The organism is Aureimonas sp. Leaf454 (assembly GCF_001424685.1).
Taxonomy (GTDB): Bacteria; Pseudomonadota; Alphaproteobacteria; order Rhizobiales; family Rhizobiaceae; genus Plantimonas.
Genome location: NZ_LMQT01000024.1, coordinates 78,282 through 94,524, shown reverse-complemented (window position 1 = coordinate 94,524; position 16,243 = coordinate 78,282). Strand labels below are relative to the sequence as shown.

The 16,243-nt window shown below is 67.2% G+C and carries 18 protein-coding genes and 1 tRNA gene; 11 read left to right on the top strand and 8 right to left on the bottom strand.

Annotated elements, in window-relative coordinates; genetic code table 11:
• Positions 1–197: 197 nt before the first annotated feature.
• A complete protein-coding gene (locus ASG43_RS19745; RefSeq protein WP_056508573.1) occupies positions 198–536 on the top strand; it encodes a DUF2147 domain-containing protein in 339 nt (112 codons plus the stop codon).
• A 58-nt stretch (positions 537–594) separates the two neighbouring features.
• On the opposite strand, the gene ASG43_RS19740 is transcribed toward ASG43_RS19745, so the two are convergent.
• The 3 genes from ASG43_RS19740 to ASG43_RS19730 all read right to left on the bottom strand — a co-directional run bounded on the left by ASG43_RS19740 (position 595) and on the right by ASG43_RS19730 (position 1,812).
• A complete protein-coding gene (locus ASG43_RS19740; RefSeq protein ID WP_162244751.1) occupies positions 595–1,020 on the bottom strand; it encodes a DUF2141 domain-containing protein in 426 nt (141 codons plus the stop codon).
• Positions 1,021–1,161: 141 nt separating this feature from the next.
• Positions 1,162–1,237: transfer RNA gene (locus tag ASG43_RS19735), tRNA-Ala, on the bottom strand.
• A gap of 164 nt (positions 1,238–1,401) precedes the next feature.
• Positions 1,402–1,812 carry a TIGR02300 family protein gene (locus tag ASG43_RS19730; protein WP_056509163.1) on the bottom strand — a complete coding sequence of 137 codons (411 nt, stop codon included), beginning with the start codon at positions 1,810–1,812 and terminating at the stop codon, positions 1,402–1,404.
• Between the two features lie 412 nt (positions 1,813–2,224).
• On the opposite strand from ASG43_RS19730, the gene aroA reads away from it, so the two are divergent.
• From aroA to rpsA, 4 genes are all read left to right on the top strand, one after another.
• Complete coding sequence (aroA, locus tag ASG43_RS19725) at positions 2,225–3,577, top strand: 3-phosphoshikimate 1-carboxyvinyltransferase (RefSeq protein ID WP_056508570.1); 1,353 nt, start codon at positions 2,225–2,227, stop codon at positions 3,575–3,577.
• Positions 3,574–3,999, top strand: a complete 426-nt coding sequence (locus tag ASG43_RS19720; RefSeq protein WP_056508568.1) for a hypothetical protein — start codon at positions 3,574–3,576, stop codon at positions 3,997–3,999. Before aroA ends, ASG43_RS19720 begins: the two co-directional genes overlap by 4 nt.
• Positions 4,000–4,027: 28 nt before the next feature.
• Entirely contained in the window at positions 4,028–4,705 is a 678-nt protein-coding gene (gene cmk / locus ASG43_RS19715) for a (d)CMP kinase (protein ID WP_244488169.1), read from the top strand.
• A 312-nt stretch (positions 4,706–5,017) separates the two neighbouring features.
• Positions 5,018–6,715 carry a 30S ribosomal protein S1 gene (gene rpsA, locus ASG43_RS19710; RefSeq protein WP_056508566.1) on the top strand — a complete coding sequence of 566 codons (1,698 nt, stop codon included), beginning with the start codon at positions 5,018–5,020 and terminating at the stop codon, positions 6,713–6,715.
• 108 nt (positions 6,716–6,823) lie between these two features.
• Here rpsA and ASG43_RS22985 read toward each other — a convergent pair whose 3' ends face one another.
• Together ASG43_RS22985 and ASG43_RS19705 are read right to left on the bottom strand one after the other, a co-directional pair.
• On the bottom strand, positions 6,824–6,973 hold the full coding sequence (locus ASG43_RS22985) for a hypothetical protein (protein ID WP_156386802.1): 150 nt from the start codon (positions 6,971–6,973) through the stop codon (positions 6,824–6,826).
• Between the two features lie 102 nt (positions 6,974–7,075).
• A complete protein-coding gene (locus ASG43_RS19705; protein ID WP_056508564.1) occupies positions 7,076–7,264 on the bottom strand; it encodes a hypothetical protein in 189 nt (62 codons plus the stop codon).
• 303 nt (positions 7,265–7,567) lie between these two features.
• Between ASG43_RS19705 and ASG43_RS19700 the strand changes: the two genes are divergently transcribed.
• The 5 genes from ASG43_RS19700 to coaA all read left to right on the top strand — a co-directional run bounded on the left by ASG43_RS19700 (position 7,568) and on the right by coaA (position 11,304).
• Entirely contained in the window at positions 7,568–7,933 is a 366-nt protein-coding gene (locus ASG43_RS19700) for a hypothetical protein (RefSeq protein ID WP_156386801.1), read from the top strand.
• A 121-nt stretch (positions 7,934–8,054) separates the two neighbouring features.
• Positions 8,055–8,483, top strand: a complete 429-nt coding sequence (locus ASG43_RS19695; protein WP_056508560.1) for a hypothetical protein — start codon at positions 8,055–8,057, stop codon at positions 8,481–8,483.
• Between the two features lie 705 nt (positions 8,484–9,188).
• Complete coding sequence (hisF, locus tag ASG43_RS19685; protein ID WP_056508555.1) at positions 9,189–9,998, top strand: imidazole glycerol phosphate synthase subunit HisF; 810 nt, start codon at positions 9,189–9,191, stop codon at positions 9,996–9,998.
• Positions 9,995–10,348 carry a phosphoribosyl-ATP diphosphatase gene (locus ASG43_RS19680; RefSeq protein WP_056508553.1) on the top strand — a complete coding sequence of 118 codons (354 nt, stop codon included), beginning with the start codon at positions 9,995–9,997 and terminating at the stop codon, positions 10,346–10,348. The genes hisF and ASG43_RS19680 overlap by 4 nt, the downstream gene beginning before the upstream one ends.
• On the top strand, positions 10,348–11,304 hold the full coding sequence (gene coaA / locus ASG43_RS19675; protein ID WP_056508551.1) for a type I pantothenate kinase: 957 nt from the start codon (positions 10,348–10,350) through the stop codon (positions 11,302–11,304). The genes ASG43_RS19680 and coaA overlap by 1 nt, the downstream gene beginning before the upstream one ends.
• Here coaA and ASG43_RS19670 read toward each other — a convergent pair.
• Together ASG43_RS19670 and ASG43_RS19665 are read right to left on the bottom strand one after the other, a co-directional pair.
• A complete protein-coding gene (locus tag ASG43_RS19670) occupies positions 11,299–11,925 on the bottom strand; it encodes an alpha-ketoglutarate-dependent dioxygenase AlkB (protein ID WP_056508550.1) in 627 nt (208 codons plus the stop codon). The two genes, coaA and ASG43_RS19670, sit on opposite strands and share 6 nt — an antisense overlap.
• Before the next feature lie 43 nt (positions 11,926–11,968).
• Positions 11,969–12,682, bottom strand: coding sequence for a LuxR family transcriptional regulator (locus tag ASG43_RS19665; protein ID WP_056508548.1), 714 nt, complete (start codon positions 12,680–12,682; stop codon positions 11,969–11,971).
• 481 nt (positions 12,683–13,163) lie between these two features.
• Here ASG43_RS19665 and hslU point away from each other — a divergent pair, with 481 nt between their 5' ends.
• On the top strand, positions 13,164–14,471 hold the full coding sequence (gene hslU, locus ASG43_RS19660; protein ID WP_056508546.1) for an ATP-dependent protease ATPase subunit HslU: 1,308 nt from the start codon (positions 13,164–13,166) through the stop codon (positions 14,469–14,471).
• 184 nt (positions 14,472–14,655) lie between these two features.
• Here the strand turns inward: hslU and ASG43_RS19655 are convergent, their stop codons facing one another.
• Positions 14,656–16,170 (bottom strand): altronate dehydratase family protein, encoded by a 1,515-nt coding sequence (locus ASG43_RS19655; RefSeq protein ID WP_056508545.1) that lies wholly within the window; start codon positions 16,168–16,170, stop codon positions 14,656–14,658.
• Positions 16,171–16,243: the final 73 nt, after the last annotated feature.

Genomic DNA, 16,243 nt, shown 5'->3' with positions numbered 1-16,243 from the left:
GTCGGCTCCGGAACGATCCTCCCAAGGGGACGGCGTGACGGATCGCCCCACGACGGAAGCGATGCCCGGACAGGACCTGCGATCTCGCGCGAACCCGGTCGAGACGCGCGGCACCGGGACGTAGGGTGACCTGGACTGGGAACCAACCGGCGACCTCGCGCATCCTTCTTCATTCGAAACGAATGGGATCTGCAGAGATGAGACGGTTTCTCCTGTCCGCGGCTCTTCTGGCCTTCGCGTCCTCCAGCGCGTCGGCCGAGGAGCCGATCCTCGGCAAATGGCGGGCGCCGGGCGGCGGCATCGTCGAGGTCACCAATTGCGGCGGGGCCTATTGCGCGACCGTCGTCAGCGGTCGCCACAAGGGCAAGACGGCCGGCCGCATGAACGGCAGCGAAGGCACCTACGAGGGCACCGTCACCGACCCGCGCGACGACCGGAGCTATTCAGGCCGTGCCGCCGTCGACGGCGATGTCCTGAAGCTGAAGGGCTGCGCCTTGAAGGTCCTCTGCAAGACGCAGACCTGGACACGAGCCTGACGGGCGCGCATCGCCGCACCCCGAAAGGAATCGATCCCGCGTCACCGATGCAGCGACGTCACCAATAGACCAGCGTCACCGACTGGCGTCGCCCCGCCGGCAGGTCGAAGGCGGCGTCCGCATAGGTCGGCGCGGAGAAGCGTGGCAGCCGGTTGTTGGTGATGCCGATGCCTTCCCGGGGAATGCCGAGGAGGTTCGAGTCGAGCGCTCCGTCGGCATCTTCGTCGTGCAACACGGTCACCGCATAGGTGCCGGGCGGCAGGTCCCGAAACAGGATCGGCGTTCCCGCAGCCTTTGCTGGAACGGTGCGACGCACGGTGGACGACGGATCCGCGCAGTCCGGAAACCGGCCCTGGCGGAGAAAGAGGCAGATCGAGACATTCCCCTGGCGATTGCGCAATCCGTCGATCGACAGGGAGAGATCGCCGGCGCTGGCGATGCCGGTGGAGACGGCAAGGGCCGCCAAGGTCAGATGATAGCGCATGTCCCGGCTCCGCATGTCGACGCTCGAATCGTTCGATCCGTCAGGAGTTTCCCGCATGCGGCCGCAAGACATGAGGGCACAAAGCGACGCGGTGCGGTCGGATCGCCATCGATCGGGTCGGCAGAGATGATCTTTTGGAGTTGGTGGAGCCAAGCGGGATCGAACCGCTGACCTCTACAATGCCATTGTAGCGCTCTCCCAGCTGAGCTATGGCCCCATCCGTCCGACGGCCTCTCCCGCTTGCCGGGGAGCCATCCGAGGGCGGCGGGTCTGGGCGACCCGTCGTCTTCCGTGAGGCGGGTTCCTAGAGAAGCTTTCGAAGCGGGTCAAGCGCCTTTTCGCAAACGACCCGTTTCTCCCGCTCTTCCCGCCGGCGCGCGATCAATCGTCGTCGTCGTCGCGCGATCCGATGATGTCGGTCATATCGTCGTCTTCGTCCTCGTCGGCTTCGAGGAACGTGTCGTCGGCATCGTCCACCTCGACCTCCTCGTCGTCGTCGATGTCGATGCTCTCGGTCTTGGGCGTCGTGTCCTCGTCCTCCTCGACATCGGTCAGCGACACGGTCTCGACCGCCTCGTCGACCGGCTCCACGACCTCGGTCTCGACCTCTTCCTCTTCTTCCGCCACGGCGGCGACGGGGCCGCGCTTGGAGACCCGGGCCGGCGCCTCGAAGAAGGACAGCGGATAGGACGTGCCGGTATAGGGGGAGACGATCGGGTCCTTGCCGAGATCGTAGAACTTGCGTCCCGTCTCCGGACAGACGCGCTTGGTGCCGAGTTCGGGTTTCGCCATGAAATCCTCGTGTTCCGTGCCGTCTCGCGCTCGAAGGAAGGGGCGCTCGAGGGGATGTTCTCTGAAAAGATTCGGTCGTTCGAGATCGAAGGACAGCGGCAGAAGCGCCGGCACCGAGAGAGGCGCCGCGCCGGGTGATTCGAGCCCTGGCTTGGCTGCGCCCCGCCGTCGCCGCGGCTTGCCGACTGGGGAAGGTCCCTTACGGCCTGCCATGTGGCTTGTCAAAGCGGCAGACGCAAGGCATCCCGTGCCCTTCGAATCGCGGACGGCATCGCGGGTGACGCCGCGCTTTTTCTCGTGGTAACGCAGGGCGCGAAAACGCGGGGCGACGTCTTCACCTCGGGAAGACCCACCCGCAGCGGCCCGGCGGTTCCTGCCGGCGGCCGAGATCGAGCGAAGGGACGAGACGGACATGAGCGCAGAGGTGAAGGCCCGGCCGATGACGGCCCGGCGCGGCAAGGCGCTCCAGGGCCGCGCGGCGGTGCCCGGCGACAAGTCCATCTCCCACCGCGCCTTCCTGTTCGGCGGGATCGCGGCGGGCCGCACCCGCGTCACCGGTCTTCTCGAAGGCGAGGACGTGCTCGCCACCGGCCGGGCCATGCGGGCCATGGGCGCGCGGATCGAGCGCGAGGGTGAGGCCTGGATCATCGACGGCGTCGGCAACGGTTGCCTCCTGGAGCCCGAAGACGTCCTCGACTTCGGCAATGCCGGCACGGGCGTGCGCCTGACCATGGGTCTCGTCGGGCCTTACGATTTCGGCGCGACCTTCGTCGGCGACGCCTCGCTCTCGCGCCGGCCGATGGGCCGCGTCCTCGATCCCTTGCGCGAGATGGGCGTGCAGGTGGCGGGACGCACGGGCGACCGGCTGCCGCTCTCGGTGCGGGGCCCCCGCGTCGCCGCGCCCATCACCTACCGCGTGCCGATGGCCTCCGCGCAGGTGAAGTCGGCCGTGCTCCTCGCAGGACTCAACGCGCCGGGCGTCACGACCGTGATCGAGCCCGTGATGACCCGCGACCACACGGAAAAGATGCTGGACGGCTTCGGCGCTTCGGTCGGCGTGGAGACGGACGGCGCCGGCGTGCGCACGATCCGCCTCGAAGGCCAGGGCCGCCTCGTCGGCGTTCCCGACTTCGTCGTGCCGGGCGATCCGTCCTCCGCCGCCTTCGCCGTGGTGGCGGCGACGATCGTGCCGGGATCGGACGTCACGATCGAGAACGTCCTGATGAACCCGACCCGCACCGGCCTCGTCCAGACCCTCCTCGAGATGGGCGCTTCGATCGAGATCCTGAACGAGCGCCTGTCCGGCGGCGAGGCGGTCGCGGATCTTCGCGTGCGGCATGCCGAACTCTCCGGCGTCGCGGTGCCGGAGGAGCGCGCGCCCTCAATGATCGACGAATATCCGGTTCTCGCGGTCGCGGCGGCCTTCGCCAAGGGCACGACCGTGATGCGCGGTCTCGACGAACTGCGCGTCAAGGAATCCGACCGGCTCGCGGCCGTCGCCGCCGGCCTTGCCGCGAACGGCGTTTCGCACGAGGAAGGCCACGACTGGCTGAGCGTCACCGGCCGTCCAGACGGCGCGGGGCTTGGCGGCGGCACCGTCGCGACGCATCTCGACCATCGCATCGCCATGAGCTTCCTCGTCCTCGGCCTTGCCGCGGAAAAGCCCGTCACGGTCGACGACGCGACGATGATCGCGACGAGCTTTCCCGAATTCGTCGGTCTGATGGGCGGGCTCGGCGCGATCCTGGAGCCCGTCGGCGCGTGACGGGACTGACGGCGGCGCTCGCCCTCCTCTTCTTCGCGCCGCTCGCCTTCGTCTACGGCCGCCATGTGGCGCACGGCCTTCATCGCGCCGCCGCGGCGACGGGACGGCCGGTCCTGCGCCTGGCGACGGGACGCATCCTGCGCGCCGCGCTCGTCGTGCTGGCGCTCGTCGTCGCCGTGACGAGCCGCGAGACGATCGCGGCGGAGCTTCCCGCGGCGCTCGGGCGGAACGGCGGGGTGCTCCTCGCCCTCTGGCTGCTCGACACGATCGGGGGACTCGCCCTGATGCTCTTCTTCCTCAGCCTGCCCTATGTGATGGGCAGCGCCTTCGGCATCGCGGCGGCGCAGACCGGACGTCTTCTCCCGCCGCCCTCGCGCGAGACAGCCGAGGCGCCGGAGAACGGGACCGACGGCGAAGCTTGACCCATTCCCCTTCCAAAGGACGCGCCGCGTGGCCGACCCAGACCTGACATCCCCCGCTCCCGCTCCCCTCGTCGTGGCGATCGACGGACCGGCCGCCGCCGGCAAGGGAACGCTCGCGCTGCGCATCGCGGCGCATTACGCCCTCCCCTATCTCGACACGGGCCTTCTCTACCGCGCGATCGGACGCCTCGCGGCGGCGAGCGGCGTCGATCCCGACGATGCCGAGGCGACCGCCGCCATCGCTCGGACCCTCGACACGCGCGCGCTCGACGACGGGAGCCTGCGGGGCCGCGAGGCCGGCGAGCTCGCGTCGCGCGTCGCCGTCCACCCGCCCGTCCGCGCGGCCCTCGAGGCGTTCCAGCGCGATTTCGCGCGCTCGGCGAAGGGCGCCGTGCTGGACGGCCGGGACATCGGCACGGTGATCTGTCCGGGCGCGGACGTGAAGATCTTCGTCACGGCCAGTCCCGAGGTCCGGGCCCGGCGGCGCACCGACGAGCTTGTGGCCAAGGGCCGCGAGGCGACCTACGAGCGGATCCTCGCCGAGGTTCGCGAGCGCGACGAGCGCGATGCGGGACGCGCCACCGCGCCGCTGCGGGCCGCGGCGGATGCGCACTTGCTCGACACAAGCGAACTCGATATAGAAACGGCCTTCCAGGCGGCCTGCGAACTGATCGATCGGTTTCTGGCCCGCCGGAGCGGCGTCTAGACGGCGGTCCTTTTCGAAGGGCGGCCTTTTTGGCCTTTGACGATCCGGTATCCCGGAAAGGCAAAGCGCATGACGACGACGACCAGAACCATGTTCAAGGGCGGGTCCATCGCGCCATCCGAACCCGCCTTGCGAGATGCAGCGGCTTCGGGCTTCTCCGCAGAACGGCGGGGCAAGCGGACCCATCCTGCGAGCGACCCGAAACACGAACCAGACGGCGCACCGATCTCTTCCCGACCGACCGAGCGGCGTTCCCCTGTCCAGGGGTCTTGCCCGGCCGGCCTCGCCGAAGAGGTCTCCCGAGGAGAGAGAATGTCGAACACCCAACCGTCGCGCGATGATTTCGCAGCGCTCTTGGAAGCATCCTACCATGACCACGACGTCGCCGAAGGCGCGGTGGTCAAGGGCATCGTCGTCGCGATCGAGAAGGACATGGCGGTCATCGACGCCGGCCTCAAGGTCGAGGGACGCGTCGCGCTGAAGGAATTCAGCGGCAAGGGCCAGCCCGAGCTGCAGGTCGGCGACACGGTCGAGGTCTATGTCGAGCGCATCGAGAATGCGCTGGGCGAGGCCGTCCTGTCGCGCGACAAGGCGCGCCGCGAGGAGAGCTGGGCCAATCTCGAGGTCAAGTTCAACAACAACGAGAAGGTCGAAGGCCAGATCTTCAACCAGGTCAAGGGCGGCTTCACGGTCGACCTCGACGGCGCCGTGGCCTTCCTGCCGCGCTCCCAGGTCGACATCCGTCCGATCCGCGACGTCGGCCCGCTGATGAACACGCCCCAGCCCTTCCAGATCCTCAAGATGGACAAGCGCCGCGGCAACATCGTCGTGTCGCGCCGGACGGTTCTCGAAGAGTCCCGCGCCGAGCAGCGCTCGGAAATCGTGCAGAACCTCGAGGAAGGCCAGACCGTCGACGGCGTCGTCAAGAACATCACCGATTACGGTGCGTTCGTCGACCTCGGCGGCATCGACGGCCTGCTGCACGTCACCGACATGGCCTGGCGCCGCGTCAACCACCCGACCGAGATCCTGCAGATCGGCCAGACCGTCAAGGTCCAGATCATCCGCATCAACCAGGAAACCCACCGCATCTCGCTCGGCATGAAGCAGCTCGAGGCCGATCCTTGGGACGGCATCGGCGTGAAGTACCCGATGGGCGTCAAGGTCACCGGCCGCGTCACGAACATCACCGACTACGGTGCGTTCGTCGAGCTGGAGCCCGGCATCGAAGGCCTCATCCACGTCTCCGAGATGAGCTGGACCAAGAAGAACGTCCATCCCGGCAAGATCCTCTCCACCACCCAGGAGGTCGAGGTCGTCGTGCTCGAGGTGGATCCGGTCAAGCGCCGCATCTCGCTCGGTCTTAAGCAGACCCTGCAGAACCCCTGGGAGGCGTTCCGCGACCATTTCCCCGTCGGCTCGATCGTCGAGGGGGAGGTCAAGAACAAGACCGAGTTCGGTCTCTTCATCGGCCTCGACGGCGACGTGGACGGCATGGTCCATCTCTCCGATCTCGACTGGAACCGTCCGGGCGAGCAGGTCATCGAGGAGTTCAACAAGGGCGACATGGTCAAGGCCCAGGTCCTCGACGTGGACATCGAGAAGGAGCGCATCTCGCTCGGCATGAAGCAGGTCGGCGGCGATCCGTTCGTCACGGCCGGCGAGGCCGGTGAAATGCGTCGCGGCTCGATCGTCACCTGCGAGGTCACCGCGGTCACCGACGGCGGCCTGGAGGTCACGATCGCCGACAGCGATCTCACCGCCTTCATCCGTCGTGCCGATCTCGCCCGCGATCGCGAGGACCAGCGTCCGGAGCGCTTCTCGGTCGGCCAGAAGGTCGATGCGCGGATCACGCAGTTCGACAAGAAGGCCCGCCGCGTCGGCGTGTCGATCAAGGCCCTGCAGATCGCCGAAGAGAAGGAGGCCGTCGCACAGTACGGTTCGTCCGACTCGGGCGCCTCGCTCGGCGACATTCTCGGCGCCGCCCTCAAGGGCCGCGACGAGGAGTAAGCCGCCGGCCCGACAGGGCTTCGAGCGTCGAAACGAGAAAAGGCCCGCGGAGAGCGATCTCCGCGGGCCTTTTGCCGTCGATCGGGTCATGGGCGCGAGCGAAGCGCCTCAAGCCGTCGGCTTCACCTTGCCGGCTTTCGCGGGCATTTCGCCCGTCTTGTGGCGCTCCGCCTCGTTGGTCGCCGACTTCGCTGCCGCCTCGGCGTCACCCTCGCTCGGCGTTGCGGGCTTGCCGGTCTGCGTCGAATCCTGTGTCATGTCGTCGTTCCTCCCATGGGTTGAAGCCGCTCCCATCGCGGCCCTGAGGGCAAAAGGGCGAGCCACCTCGGTGGTTCCGAGCCGCCACACCCTGCCGTGATGTCAGAGATCGTCCCGCGTCGATGCTTCCCCGCCGGGCTTGATCGGAGAGTCCGGGCTTTCCCGTTCGGTGCTCGAAACACCCGGCTTCTCCTGTCGCAGAGGCTTCTCGACCGGTCCCTTGTGAAGAGGTCCCGCATTCTGCGCTTCCATGGGCGAGACATCGCCGTCGTCCGCCGTCGTCTTTTCCACCTGACGTGCTCCTTACCGTTATGCCCATCGGGGAGACGCGGTCGGCGAGGCCGGGTTCCCTGTGGGTCGCCGAGACTTGGAACAGAGGGCGTCTCGGAACAGAGGGCAACCGGGAACCGAGGACGGCCCGGAAGCGAGGCGGGTCATGGAACCCGATGCTGCGACGCGCCTTTCTGGAACGTCCGAAAAGCAGGGAAGCTGATGATGCGGAATGGCAGCGATCGACATCGCGACGGGATGGCCGGATCACCCGATCGCCTGTCGCGGCCGACCGCATCCCTGGCCTCGGACAGGCTGTGGTCCTTGTTCAGACAACCGCCGACCCGTTCGGGATCCAGCGACGATCCCGTCGCACGGGAACGTCCGGTGGACACGCGCGGCGAGACCGCAGGAGCACGGCCGACGCGCGCGATCGGCCGACCCGGTGTCGGAGCAGGAGATCTCGCGACCGGACCCGCCGAGATCGCCCGCGAACTCGGCCTCTCCCGCTTCGCCTCCGTGCGGGCCCTTCAGCGTCTGCGGCGGGAGTTCGCTGCCCGCAACCACCCCGACCGATGGCCCCCGGCCTTCCAGGATCGGGCGAACCAGCGGATGATGGTCGCCAATGCCCTGATCGATTCGGCTCTGAAACGGTTCGGCTCGTCCATCCGTCCGTCTGCGCGTCCGTGAATCCGACCCGGCCCGCTTCTTTGACGGATCGGTTTAAGATTGGCTTCACCCGGTGTATGAGAGGCTTCGGGCAGAACAGGTTCGGGCAAGCTTCGGGCGCCCCGTTCTCCAGGTTGGTGTCATGAACTTCGCCGATATCCTCGACGACATCGCCAAGCCCCGCTCCTCCGGCGGCAGCAGCGAGATCTATGGCCGCAGCGGGCAGAACCCCGCTTTCTGGAGCGTTCTCGACCGCATCTCGGCGGCAGCCCCTGTCTCCGACCTCTCGGCTCGCCAAGCCTATCGACCGGATGCCAAGCCCGACCGGCTCGACACCAGCTTCGACAGCGCCCTTCAGGCCTCCGATCTCAGCCTCGATCCCGACGACATCGCATACGAACTCGATCTCGACAGCGTCTCGACCCCCGAGGAACTCTCCATCCTGCGTCGACGCTTCGCGAGGCTCAACCATCCAGACCGGGTGGAAGCCCCGTTCCGAGACCGCGCCAACCAGCGGATGACGATCGCCAACGCGATGATCGACGCCGCCTTTGCCCGGATCGCCGGCTGAAGCGTTTCTCGCGAACCGGGCAGATTGCTTGATCTTCAGCGCCACAAGCGGCGCTCCGCTGTTTCACGTGAAACGTCGCGCCGAGATATCCTTCAAGGCTGAAGGGATTGCTGCTATCGTTTCCTCATGACATCCGGATACCCGGCCTCGTCATCGCACCGCCGACGACGGTCTCGCCTGGAACGAAGGGCGGGAGGGACGGCGCGGCTCTGTCGACGGGCGGATCATTGAGACGAACCTCGTCATCGCCAGCGGCGCGTTTCCCGATCGTCGTCTGATGACTTCCGTCCTGCGGACGATGGCATGGGGACGCGATCGGGTGTCCGCCATCCCGATCTCGATGTGGAAAGACGGGCGCGACCGGCCGAGATCTCGCGTCGCCAACGTCAATTCTCCGCACCGAACGTCTATCGCCGCCGTCCAACGCCATGGATTTCAGTCCCGATGCACAGGGACCTGCGGACATCGAAGCACCGGGTGACCCTGCGGTCTTTCAGCCCGGACGAAGCGCGGACCTGGATCCCGCATGGCGAAGAGGATCGCTTCCAAGGCCCCGACCGCATCGTCGGGATGGACGCAGGCGTTACGCCGAGTGCCTTGGAGGCGCGGATCGCCCTTGCCGATCTCTATCACGGCGTCGCATAAGCAAGCGAATGCGGGTCGAAAGGCCGGACCGATAGACCCTTGGCGACGGATGGCGGGACAGTGACCCTCAAGGCGCGCATCATTCCCTGTCTCGACGTCAAGGACGGCCGGGTCGTCAAGGGCGTCAATTTCGAGGGCCTCGTCGATGCCGGCGATCCCGTCGCGATCGCCGCCGCCTACGATGCGGCGGGCGCGGACGAGCTCTGCTTCCTCGACATCACCGCTTCCTCCGATCAGCGCGAGACGATCTTCGATGTCGTCGCCGCGACCGCCGAGCGCTGCTTCATGCCGGTCACGGTCGGCGGCGGGGTTCGCGAGATCGCCGATATCCGAAAGCTCCTCCTGGCCGGCGCCGACAAGGTCTCGATCAACACGAGCGCGGTGAAGCGCCCCGAATTCGTGGCGGAAGCCGCGGACAAGTTCGGCAACCAGTGCATCGTCGTCGCCATCGACGCCAAGCGCGTCAGCCGTGCCGGGGAAGCGCTGCGGTGGGAGATCTTCACCCATGGCGGGCGCACGGCCACCGGCCTCGACGCGGTGGAGTTCGCCCGGCGCGTGACCGCCCTCGGGGCCGGCGAGATCCTCCTGACCTCGATGGATCGCGACGGCACGAAGTCCGGCTTCGACATCGAGCTCACGCGGGCCGTGGCGGATGCGGTCGCCGTACCAGTGATCGCATCGGGCGGGGTCGGCACGCTCGATCACCTCGTCGCCGGCATTCGCGACGGCCATGCCGCGGCGGTGCTCGCCGCCTCGATCTTCCATTTCGGCACGCACACGATCGCCGAGGCCAAGGACCACATGGCTGCCGCCGGCATCGCGATGCGCCGGGACCCGCCCGATGTGATCCTTCCGGGCTTGCGGCCATGAGCACCTTCACCCTCACCGATCTCGAGGCGATCGTCGCGCGGCGCGCGACATCGGGCGACGGCGGTTCCTACACGGCCAAGCTCGCCGCCAAGGGCGTCGCCAAAACGGCGAAGAAGCTCGGCGAAGAGGCCGTCGAGACCGTGATCGCGGCGATATCGGAGGACGATGCGGCGCTGGCCTCCGAAAGCGCGGATCTCCTCTATCATCTGCTGGTGGTGCTGCACCTGCGCCAGGTGCCGCTCGGCGACGTCTTGGCCGAACTCGAGCGCCGCACGGCCGAGACCGGGCTCGAGGAAAAGGCGCGGCGACCCCCGGACGGCGGTCGCGTCGCCGGAGACGCGGCGTCCTGATGGATCAGATGACGCCCTCCACCTTCTCGCCCTATCGTTTCTTCACCGCGGACGACTGGTCGCTCTTCCGGGCCGACCAGCCGCTGACCCTGTCGGCCGAGGAGGTGCGGCGCCTGCGCGGGCTCGGCGATCCCGTGGATCTCGACGAGGTCGCGCGGATCTACCTGTCGATCTCGCGCCTCCTCTCGGCGCATGTGGAGGCCTCGCAGCTTCTCTTTCGCCAGCGGCAGGCCTTCCTCGCCCGGCCGGACTCGGCCAAGACGCCCTTCATCATCGGCATTGCGGGTTCGGTGGCGGTCGGCAAGTCGACGACGGCCCGCATCCTCGCCGAGCTGATGGCCCGCTGGCCCTCCTCTCCCAAGGTCGATCTCGTGACGACCGACGGCTTTCTCTACCCGAACGCCGTCTTGGAGGCCGAAGGGCTGATGACGCGCAAGGGCTTTCCGGAAAGCTACGACGTCGGGCGCATCCTGCGCTTCCTGTCGGACCTCAAGGCGGGCGTGCGCCATGTCGAGGCGCCGCTCTATTCCCACTTCTCCTACGATGTCCTCGCCAACCGGACGGTCGACGTCGACCAGCCGGACATCCTGATCTTCGAAGGGCTCAACGTCCTTCAGGTGCGCGATCTTCCCAAGGACGGAAAGGTCGTTCCCTTCGTGTCCGACTTCTTCGACTATTCGATCTACATCGACGCGGAGGTCGCCGACATCAAGCGCTGGTACATCGACCGCTTCATGCGCCTGCGCGAGACGGCGTTCCGGCATGCCGACTCCTTCTTCCATCGCTACTCCAAGATCGACGACGCGGATGCGCTCGCCACCGCCGAGCGGCTCTGGACGGGGATCAACGAGAAGAACCTCTACGAGAACATCCTGCCGACGCGGCCGCGCGCCGATCTCGTCCTCACCAAGGGCGCGGACCACCGGATCCGGCAGGTGGCGCTGCGCAAGCTATGAGGCGTCCGGCTCCGGCTTCGTCACCCGGCGAAGCGTCAGGTTGATCCGCCCGCTCTTGCGCAGAAGCGCCGAGGTGCCGGGATAGATCCGGTCGACGCCGTGATAGGCGAGCCGCCCCTCGCCGCCGAGCACCAGCACATCGCCCGAGACGAGCTTCAGCGAGGTGGTTCGCCCGCCGCGCGTGGTCTCGCCCACGCGAAACCGGCAGGCGTCGCCGAGCGAGACGGAGACGACGGGCGCGGCGAGGTCGTCCTCGTCGCGGTCCTGGTGAAGGCCGAGGCGGGCTTGCGCGTCGTAATGGTTGACCAGGCAGGCTTCGGGGGGATGTGGGTAGGCGGCGACGCTGCGCCAGAGGGCGAGCAGCCGTTCCGGGATGGGAGGCCAGGGCGTTCCGGTCGCGGGATGAAGCGGCTGGTAGCGATAGCCGCTCCGGTCGGAGACCCAGCCCAGCCGGCCGCAATTGGTCATGCGCACGCTGAACGGCTTTCCCGTGCCGGGCATCTCGGGGCGGTAGAGCGGAGCCGCCTCGACGACGGCGCGGATCTCCTCGACGAGGGCGATCTGCTCGTCGCGATCGAGGCACGCCGCGATATGCCGAACGCCCCGGGGAAGCACGTTCACGCGCGTCTGCGCCCGATCGGGCGAAGCCCGAGCCGACGAGCCGTCAACTGAGATAGCCCATCTGCGCGGCGATCGCGACGGCATGCGTGCGGTTCGACGCATCGACCTTGCGGGTCGCGGTCGTCAGATGCTGCGAGACCGTATGCTCGGACAAGGACAGGATCGTGCCGATCTCGGAGGAGGTCTTTCCGAGCATGGCGAGCTTCAGGCAATCGCGCTCGCGCGGCGTCAGGGGGTTTGAGCGCTTGTTGTCGTCGAAGCGGCAGGCGGCGAGGACGCCGAAAATGCCGAAGGCGGCGATCTGCAATTCGCTCATCTCGCCCTCCGAGATGTCGGTGCGCGCGCCCGCGAAGCCGAGGGCCCCATGGAACGTCGTCATGCCGTGGATGGGCAGGTAGACGCCCCCGTGAAAGCCCGCCGAGGCGAGGAGCCGCGCGGGCGGGTTGGGCTCGTTCGGCTCGTCGTAGCCGTGCAGCATCTCCGCGTCCCAGGGAAAGGGCGTCGGCCCCGCCTTCAGCGCGCGGATCACCGGGGTGAAGCGGAACAGGCCGAGCTTGTCATAGGCCTTCTGGAAGGCGGGCTCCCAGTTGCTGATGATGATCTTCATCTCGGCACGCACGTCGTCCGCCGAGGGAATGTGCAGGATGGCATACCGGCTATAGCCGTAGGCCTCGGCGATTTCGAGGAGGGCAGCGGCCAGAACCGATTCCTCCCAGGGCCTCGGCAGACGGCCCAGAATCGTCAAAGCAGGCGCCATCGACGATCGTCTCCCTTTGTGTGCCGATGTCGCGCGCGGAGCGGATCGCGCCCTCCACGGACGTTGCCGGACGTTCGAATCTGTCCGCGAGCCTATCGAGAATCGAATCAAACCCTACAGCATGGATCGTCGGTTTTGGCGCGCTTTTCTCGTTTCCGCACCCGAAGACGTGACGAAAAGCGCCAATCGTCCGTTCCGGCCTTCGCTTTCGCCCCACACGCTTTGCGAGCAGAGGGAGCGCGACCGTCACCTCCGGTACGACCGGTGCGACGAAGACGGCAGCACGAGTGGCCTGCCTGTTCGGGACCGGGATCGAGGATCCGTCGGCGGCTCGGGCAGGCCCGCCGCCGTGATCCGTTCCACCGGCCTCAGACGTCTGGCACAACGGCTGTCGCCATCCCATCTAGGCTTGCATGAGCCGGCGCCGTACCGGCTCTTCAGTTCCGGGTCCCGCCGTCCGGCGGGCATCACAGAGAGCCCCATGACAGATTTTTCTCCCCGCGAGATCGTCAGCGAACTCGACCGTCACATCATCGGCCAGAGCGACGCCAAGCGGGCGGTCGCCGTCGCGCTGCGCAACCGCTGGCGTCGCCAGCAGCTCGAGGGAGCCTTGCGCGAGGAGGTCTCGCCCAAGAACATCCTGATGATCGGACCGACCGGCGTCGGCAAGACCGAGATCTCGCGCCGCCTCGCGCGCCTGGCCGGCGCGCCCTTCATCAAGGTCGAGGCCACCAAGTTCACCGAGGTCGGCTATGTCGGCCGCGACGTCGAGCAGATCATCCGCGATCTCGTCGAGATCGGGATCGGCCTCGTGCGCGAGAAGAAGCGCGAGGACGTGAAGGCCAAAGCCCATCAGGGCGCCGAGGACCGCGTGCTTGACGCCCTCGTCGGCAAGACCGCCTCCCCCGCCACGCGCGACTCGTTTCGTAAGAAGCTCCGCTCCGGCGAGCTCGACGACAAGGAGATCGACATCGAGGTCGCCGATACCGGAAACCCGATGGGCGGCATGGACATTCCCGGCATGCCCGGCGCCAATATCGGCGTCCTCAACATCTCCGAAATGCTCGGCAAGGCGATGGGCGGGCGCACCAAGCAGCGCCGCACCACCGTCAAGGAGAGCTACGGCCTCCTGATCGGCGAGGAGTCCGACAAGCTCCTCGACAACGAGGACGTCGTGCGCGAAGCCGTCCAGGCGGTCGAGAACAACGGCATCGTCTTCCTCGACGAGATCGACAAGGTCGCCAACAAGGACGGCTACGGCGGCGCCGGCGTGTCGCGCGAAGGCGTCCAGCGCGATCTCCTCCCGCTCGTCGAAGGCACGACCGTCGCCACCAAGCACGGGCCGGTGAAGACCGACCACATTCTCTTCATCGCATCCGGCGCGTTCCACGTCTCCAAGCCCTCGGACCTCCTTCCCGAACTCCAGGGTCGCCTGCCCATCCGGGTCGAGCTGAAGGCCCTCACCAAGGACGATTTCCGCCGCATCCTCACCGAGACCGAAGCCTCGCTGATCAAGCAGTATATCGCCCTGATGAAGACCGAGAATGTCGATCTCGAAATCACCGACGACGCGATCGACGCCATCGCCGATCTCGCCGTCTCGCTCAACGGCTCGATCGAGAACATCGGCGCCCGGCGCCTCCAGACCGTCATGGAGCGCGTCCTCGACGACATCTCGTTCGAGGCGCCGGACAAACCCGGCGAGCACTACACGGTCGACGCCGCCTACGTTCACAAGGCGCTCGACGGCATCGCGGGCAATGTCGACCTCTCGCGCTTCGTGCTGTGAGGGTCGGCCGGGAGCGGGGCTGCCGCCCCGAACCCCCGCCCGGGACAGAAGTCCCGGACCCTTCTTCTTGTTTGATCTGAAAAAGGGGCCCTCGTGGCCCCTTTTTCAGATCAACGAAGGGGGTCCAGGGGACGACTGTCCCCTGGCAGGGGTGGAGGGGACGGCGTCCCCTCCCTTGCCGACCTCACATCGTGGCGCCGATTTGCCAGGGGACGAATTCGTAGTCGCCGAGGCCCTGGGCTTCGGACTTCGACTGTTCGCCGGAGGCCACGCGCAGGATGAGGTCGTAGATCTCGCGGCCGGACTGTTCGATGGTGATGCCTTCGGAGACGATGCGACCGGAGTCGACGTCCATGTCCTCGGTCATGCGGCGATACATTTCGGTGTTCGTCGCGATCTTGATCGAGGGAGCGGGCTTGTAGCCCGACGCGGAGCCGCGGCCGGTGGTGAAGGCGATCATGTTGCAGCCGGATGCGATCTGGCCGGTGACGGAGGCGGGATCGTAGCCGGGCGAGTCCATGAAAACGAAACCGCGGGAGCGGATGGGCTCGCCGTATTTGTAGACGCCGACGAGCGGGCTCGTGCCGCCCTTGGCTGCGGCGCCGAGGGACTTCTCGAGAATCGTGGTGAGGCCGCCCTTCTTGTTGCCGGGGCTTGGATTGTTGTCCATCGAGCCCTTGTTGCGGGCGGTGTAGTCTTCCCACCAGTCGATGAGCTTGACGAGCTTCTGTCCCACCTTGCCGTCCACGGCGCGGCGGGTGAGGAGATGCTCGGCGCCGTAGATCTCCGGGGTTTCCGACAGGACGCCGGTGCCGCCCTGCGCGACGAGAAGATCGCAGGCATAGCCCAGCGCAGGGTTGGCGGTGATGCCGGACCAGGCATCGGAGCCGCCGCACTGGAGGCCGACCATGATCTCGGAGGCCGGGCAGGGCTCGCGGCGAAACTCGTTGGCGAGCGGCAGCATGGCCGCGACGCGCTCGATGCCGACCTCGACGGTGCGGCGGAGGCCGGCGACGTCCTGGATGTTCATGGCGTGGAAGAGCGGGCCCTTCTCGATGCCGTTGGCTTCAAGCAGCCAGTCGATCTGGTTCACCTCGCAGCCGAGTCCGACCATCAGGACGCCCGCGACATTGGGATGGCGCGCATAGCCCCACATGACGCGCTGGAGGGCGTCGAAACCCTCGCCGTCGCTCGCCATGCCGCAGCCGGTGCCGTGGACGAAGGCGGTGACGCCGTCGACATTGGGATAGGCGCTGAGCACCTCCGGCGTGAAATGGGCGGCGATCTTCCGAGCAGCCGTCGCCGAACAGTTGACCGAGGTCAGGATGGCGATGGTGTTGCGCGTGCCGACCGCGCCGTTGCGGCGGCGATAGCCCATGAACGTGTCGCGCTTCTCGGGCTCGACCATGGCGACCGGGCGCAGATCGGTCGAGAACTGGTAGTCATGGGCCGTGTTGCGAAACTCGATGTTGTGGACATGGACATGCTCGCCGGGCGCGATGTCGCGGCTCGCATAGCCGATGATCTGCGCATATTTCACGACCTTCTCGCCGGCGGGAATGGCTCGGCTCGCGATCTTGTGGCCGCGCGGAATGAGCGCGAGAGTCGCCGTTTCCTCGACGGGCGCCCCCGCCTCCAGATTGCGCAACGCCGTGACGACGTTGTCGGCGGGATCGAGGCGGACGGTATTGGAGGCCATGGCGGGCAATGATCCAGGAGGTGGAGAAGAAGCGTTTCACGTGAGACACGCAAAACATGGCCGAACTGGGATA

Excerpts from the sequence above, each read along its gene's own strand:
- ASG43_RS19695 (WP_056508560.1), top strand. The coding sequence starts at position 8,055 with ATGAACTTCGCCGATATCCTCGACGACATCGCCAAGCCCCGCTCCTCC.
- aroA (WP_056508570.1), top strand. The coding sequence starts at position 2,225 with ATGAGCGCAGAGGTGAAGGCCCGGCCGATGACGGCCCGGCGCGGCAAG.
- hslU (WP_056508546.1), top strand. The coding sequence starts at position 13,164 with ATGACAGATTTTTCTCCCCGCGAGATCGTCAGCGAACTCGACCGTCAC.
- ASG43_RS19680 (WP_056508553.1), top strand. The coding sequence starts at position 9,995 with ATGAGCACCTTCACCCTCACCGATCTCGAGGCGATCGTCGCGCGGCGC.
- ASG43_RS19745 (WP_056508573.1), top strand. The coding sequence starts at position 198 with ATGAGACGGTTTCTCCTGTCCGCGGCTCTTCTGGCCTTCGCGTCCTCC.
- ASG43_RS19655 (WP_056508545.1), bottom strand. The coding sequence starts at position 16,170 with ATGGCCTCCAATACCGTCCGCCTCGATCCCGCCGACAACGTCGTCACG.
- coaA (WP_056508551.1), top strand. The coding sequence starts at position 10,348 with ATGGATCAGATGACGCCCTCCACCTTCTCGCCCTATCGTTTCTTCACC.
- ASG43_RS19730 (WP_056509163.1), bottom strand. The coding sequence starts at position 1,812 with ATGGCGAAACCCGAACTCGGCACCAAGCGCGTCTGTCCGGAGACGGGA.
- ASG43_RS22985 (WP_156386802.1), bottom strand. The coding sequence starts at position 6,973 with ATGACACAGGATTCGACGCAGACCGGCAAGCCCGCAACGCCGAGCGAG.
- ASG43_RS19740 (WP_162244751.1), bottom strand. The coding sequence starts at position 1,020 with ATGCGCTATCATCTGACCTTGGCGGCCCTTGCCGTCTCCACCGGCATC.
- rpsA (WP_056508566.1), top strand. The coding sequence starts at position 5,018 with ATGTCGAACACCCAACCGTCGCGCGATGATTTCGCAGCGCTCTTGGAA.
- ASG43_RS19665 (WP_056508548.1), bottom strand. The coding sequence starts at position 12,682 with ATGGCGCCTGCTTTGACGATTCTGGGCCGTCTGCCGAGGCCCTGGGAG.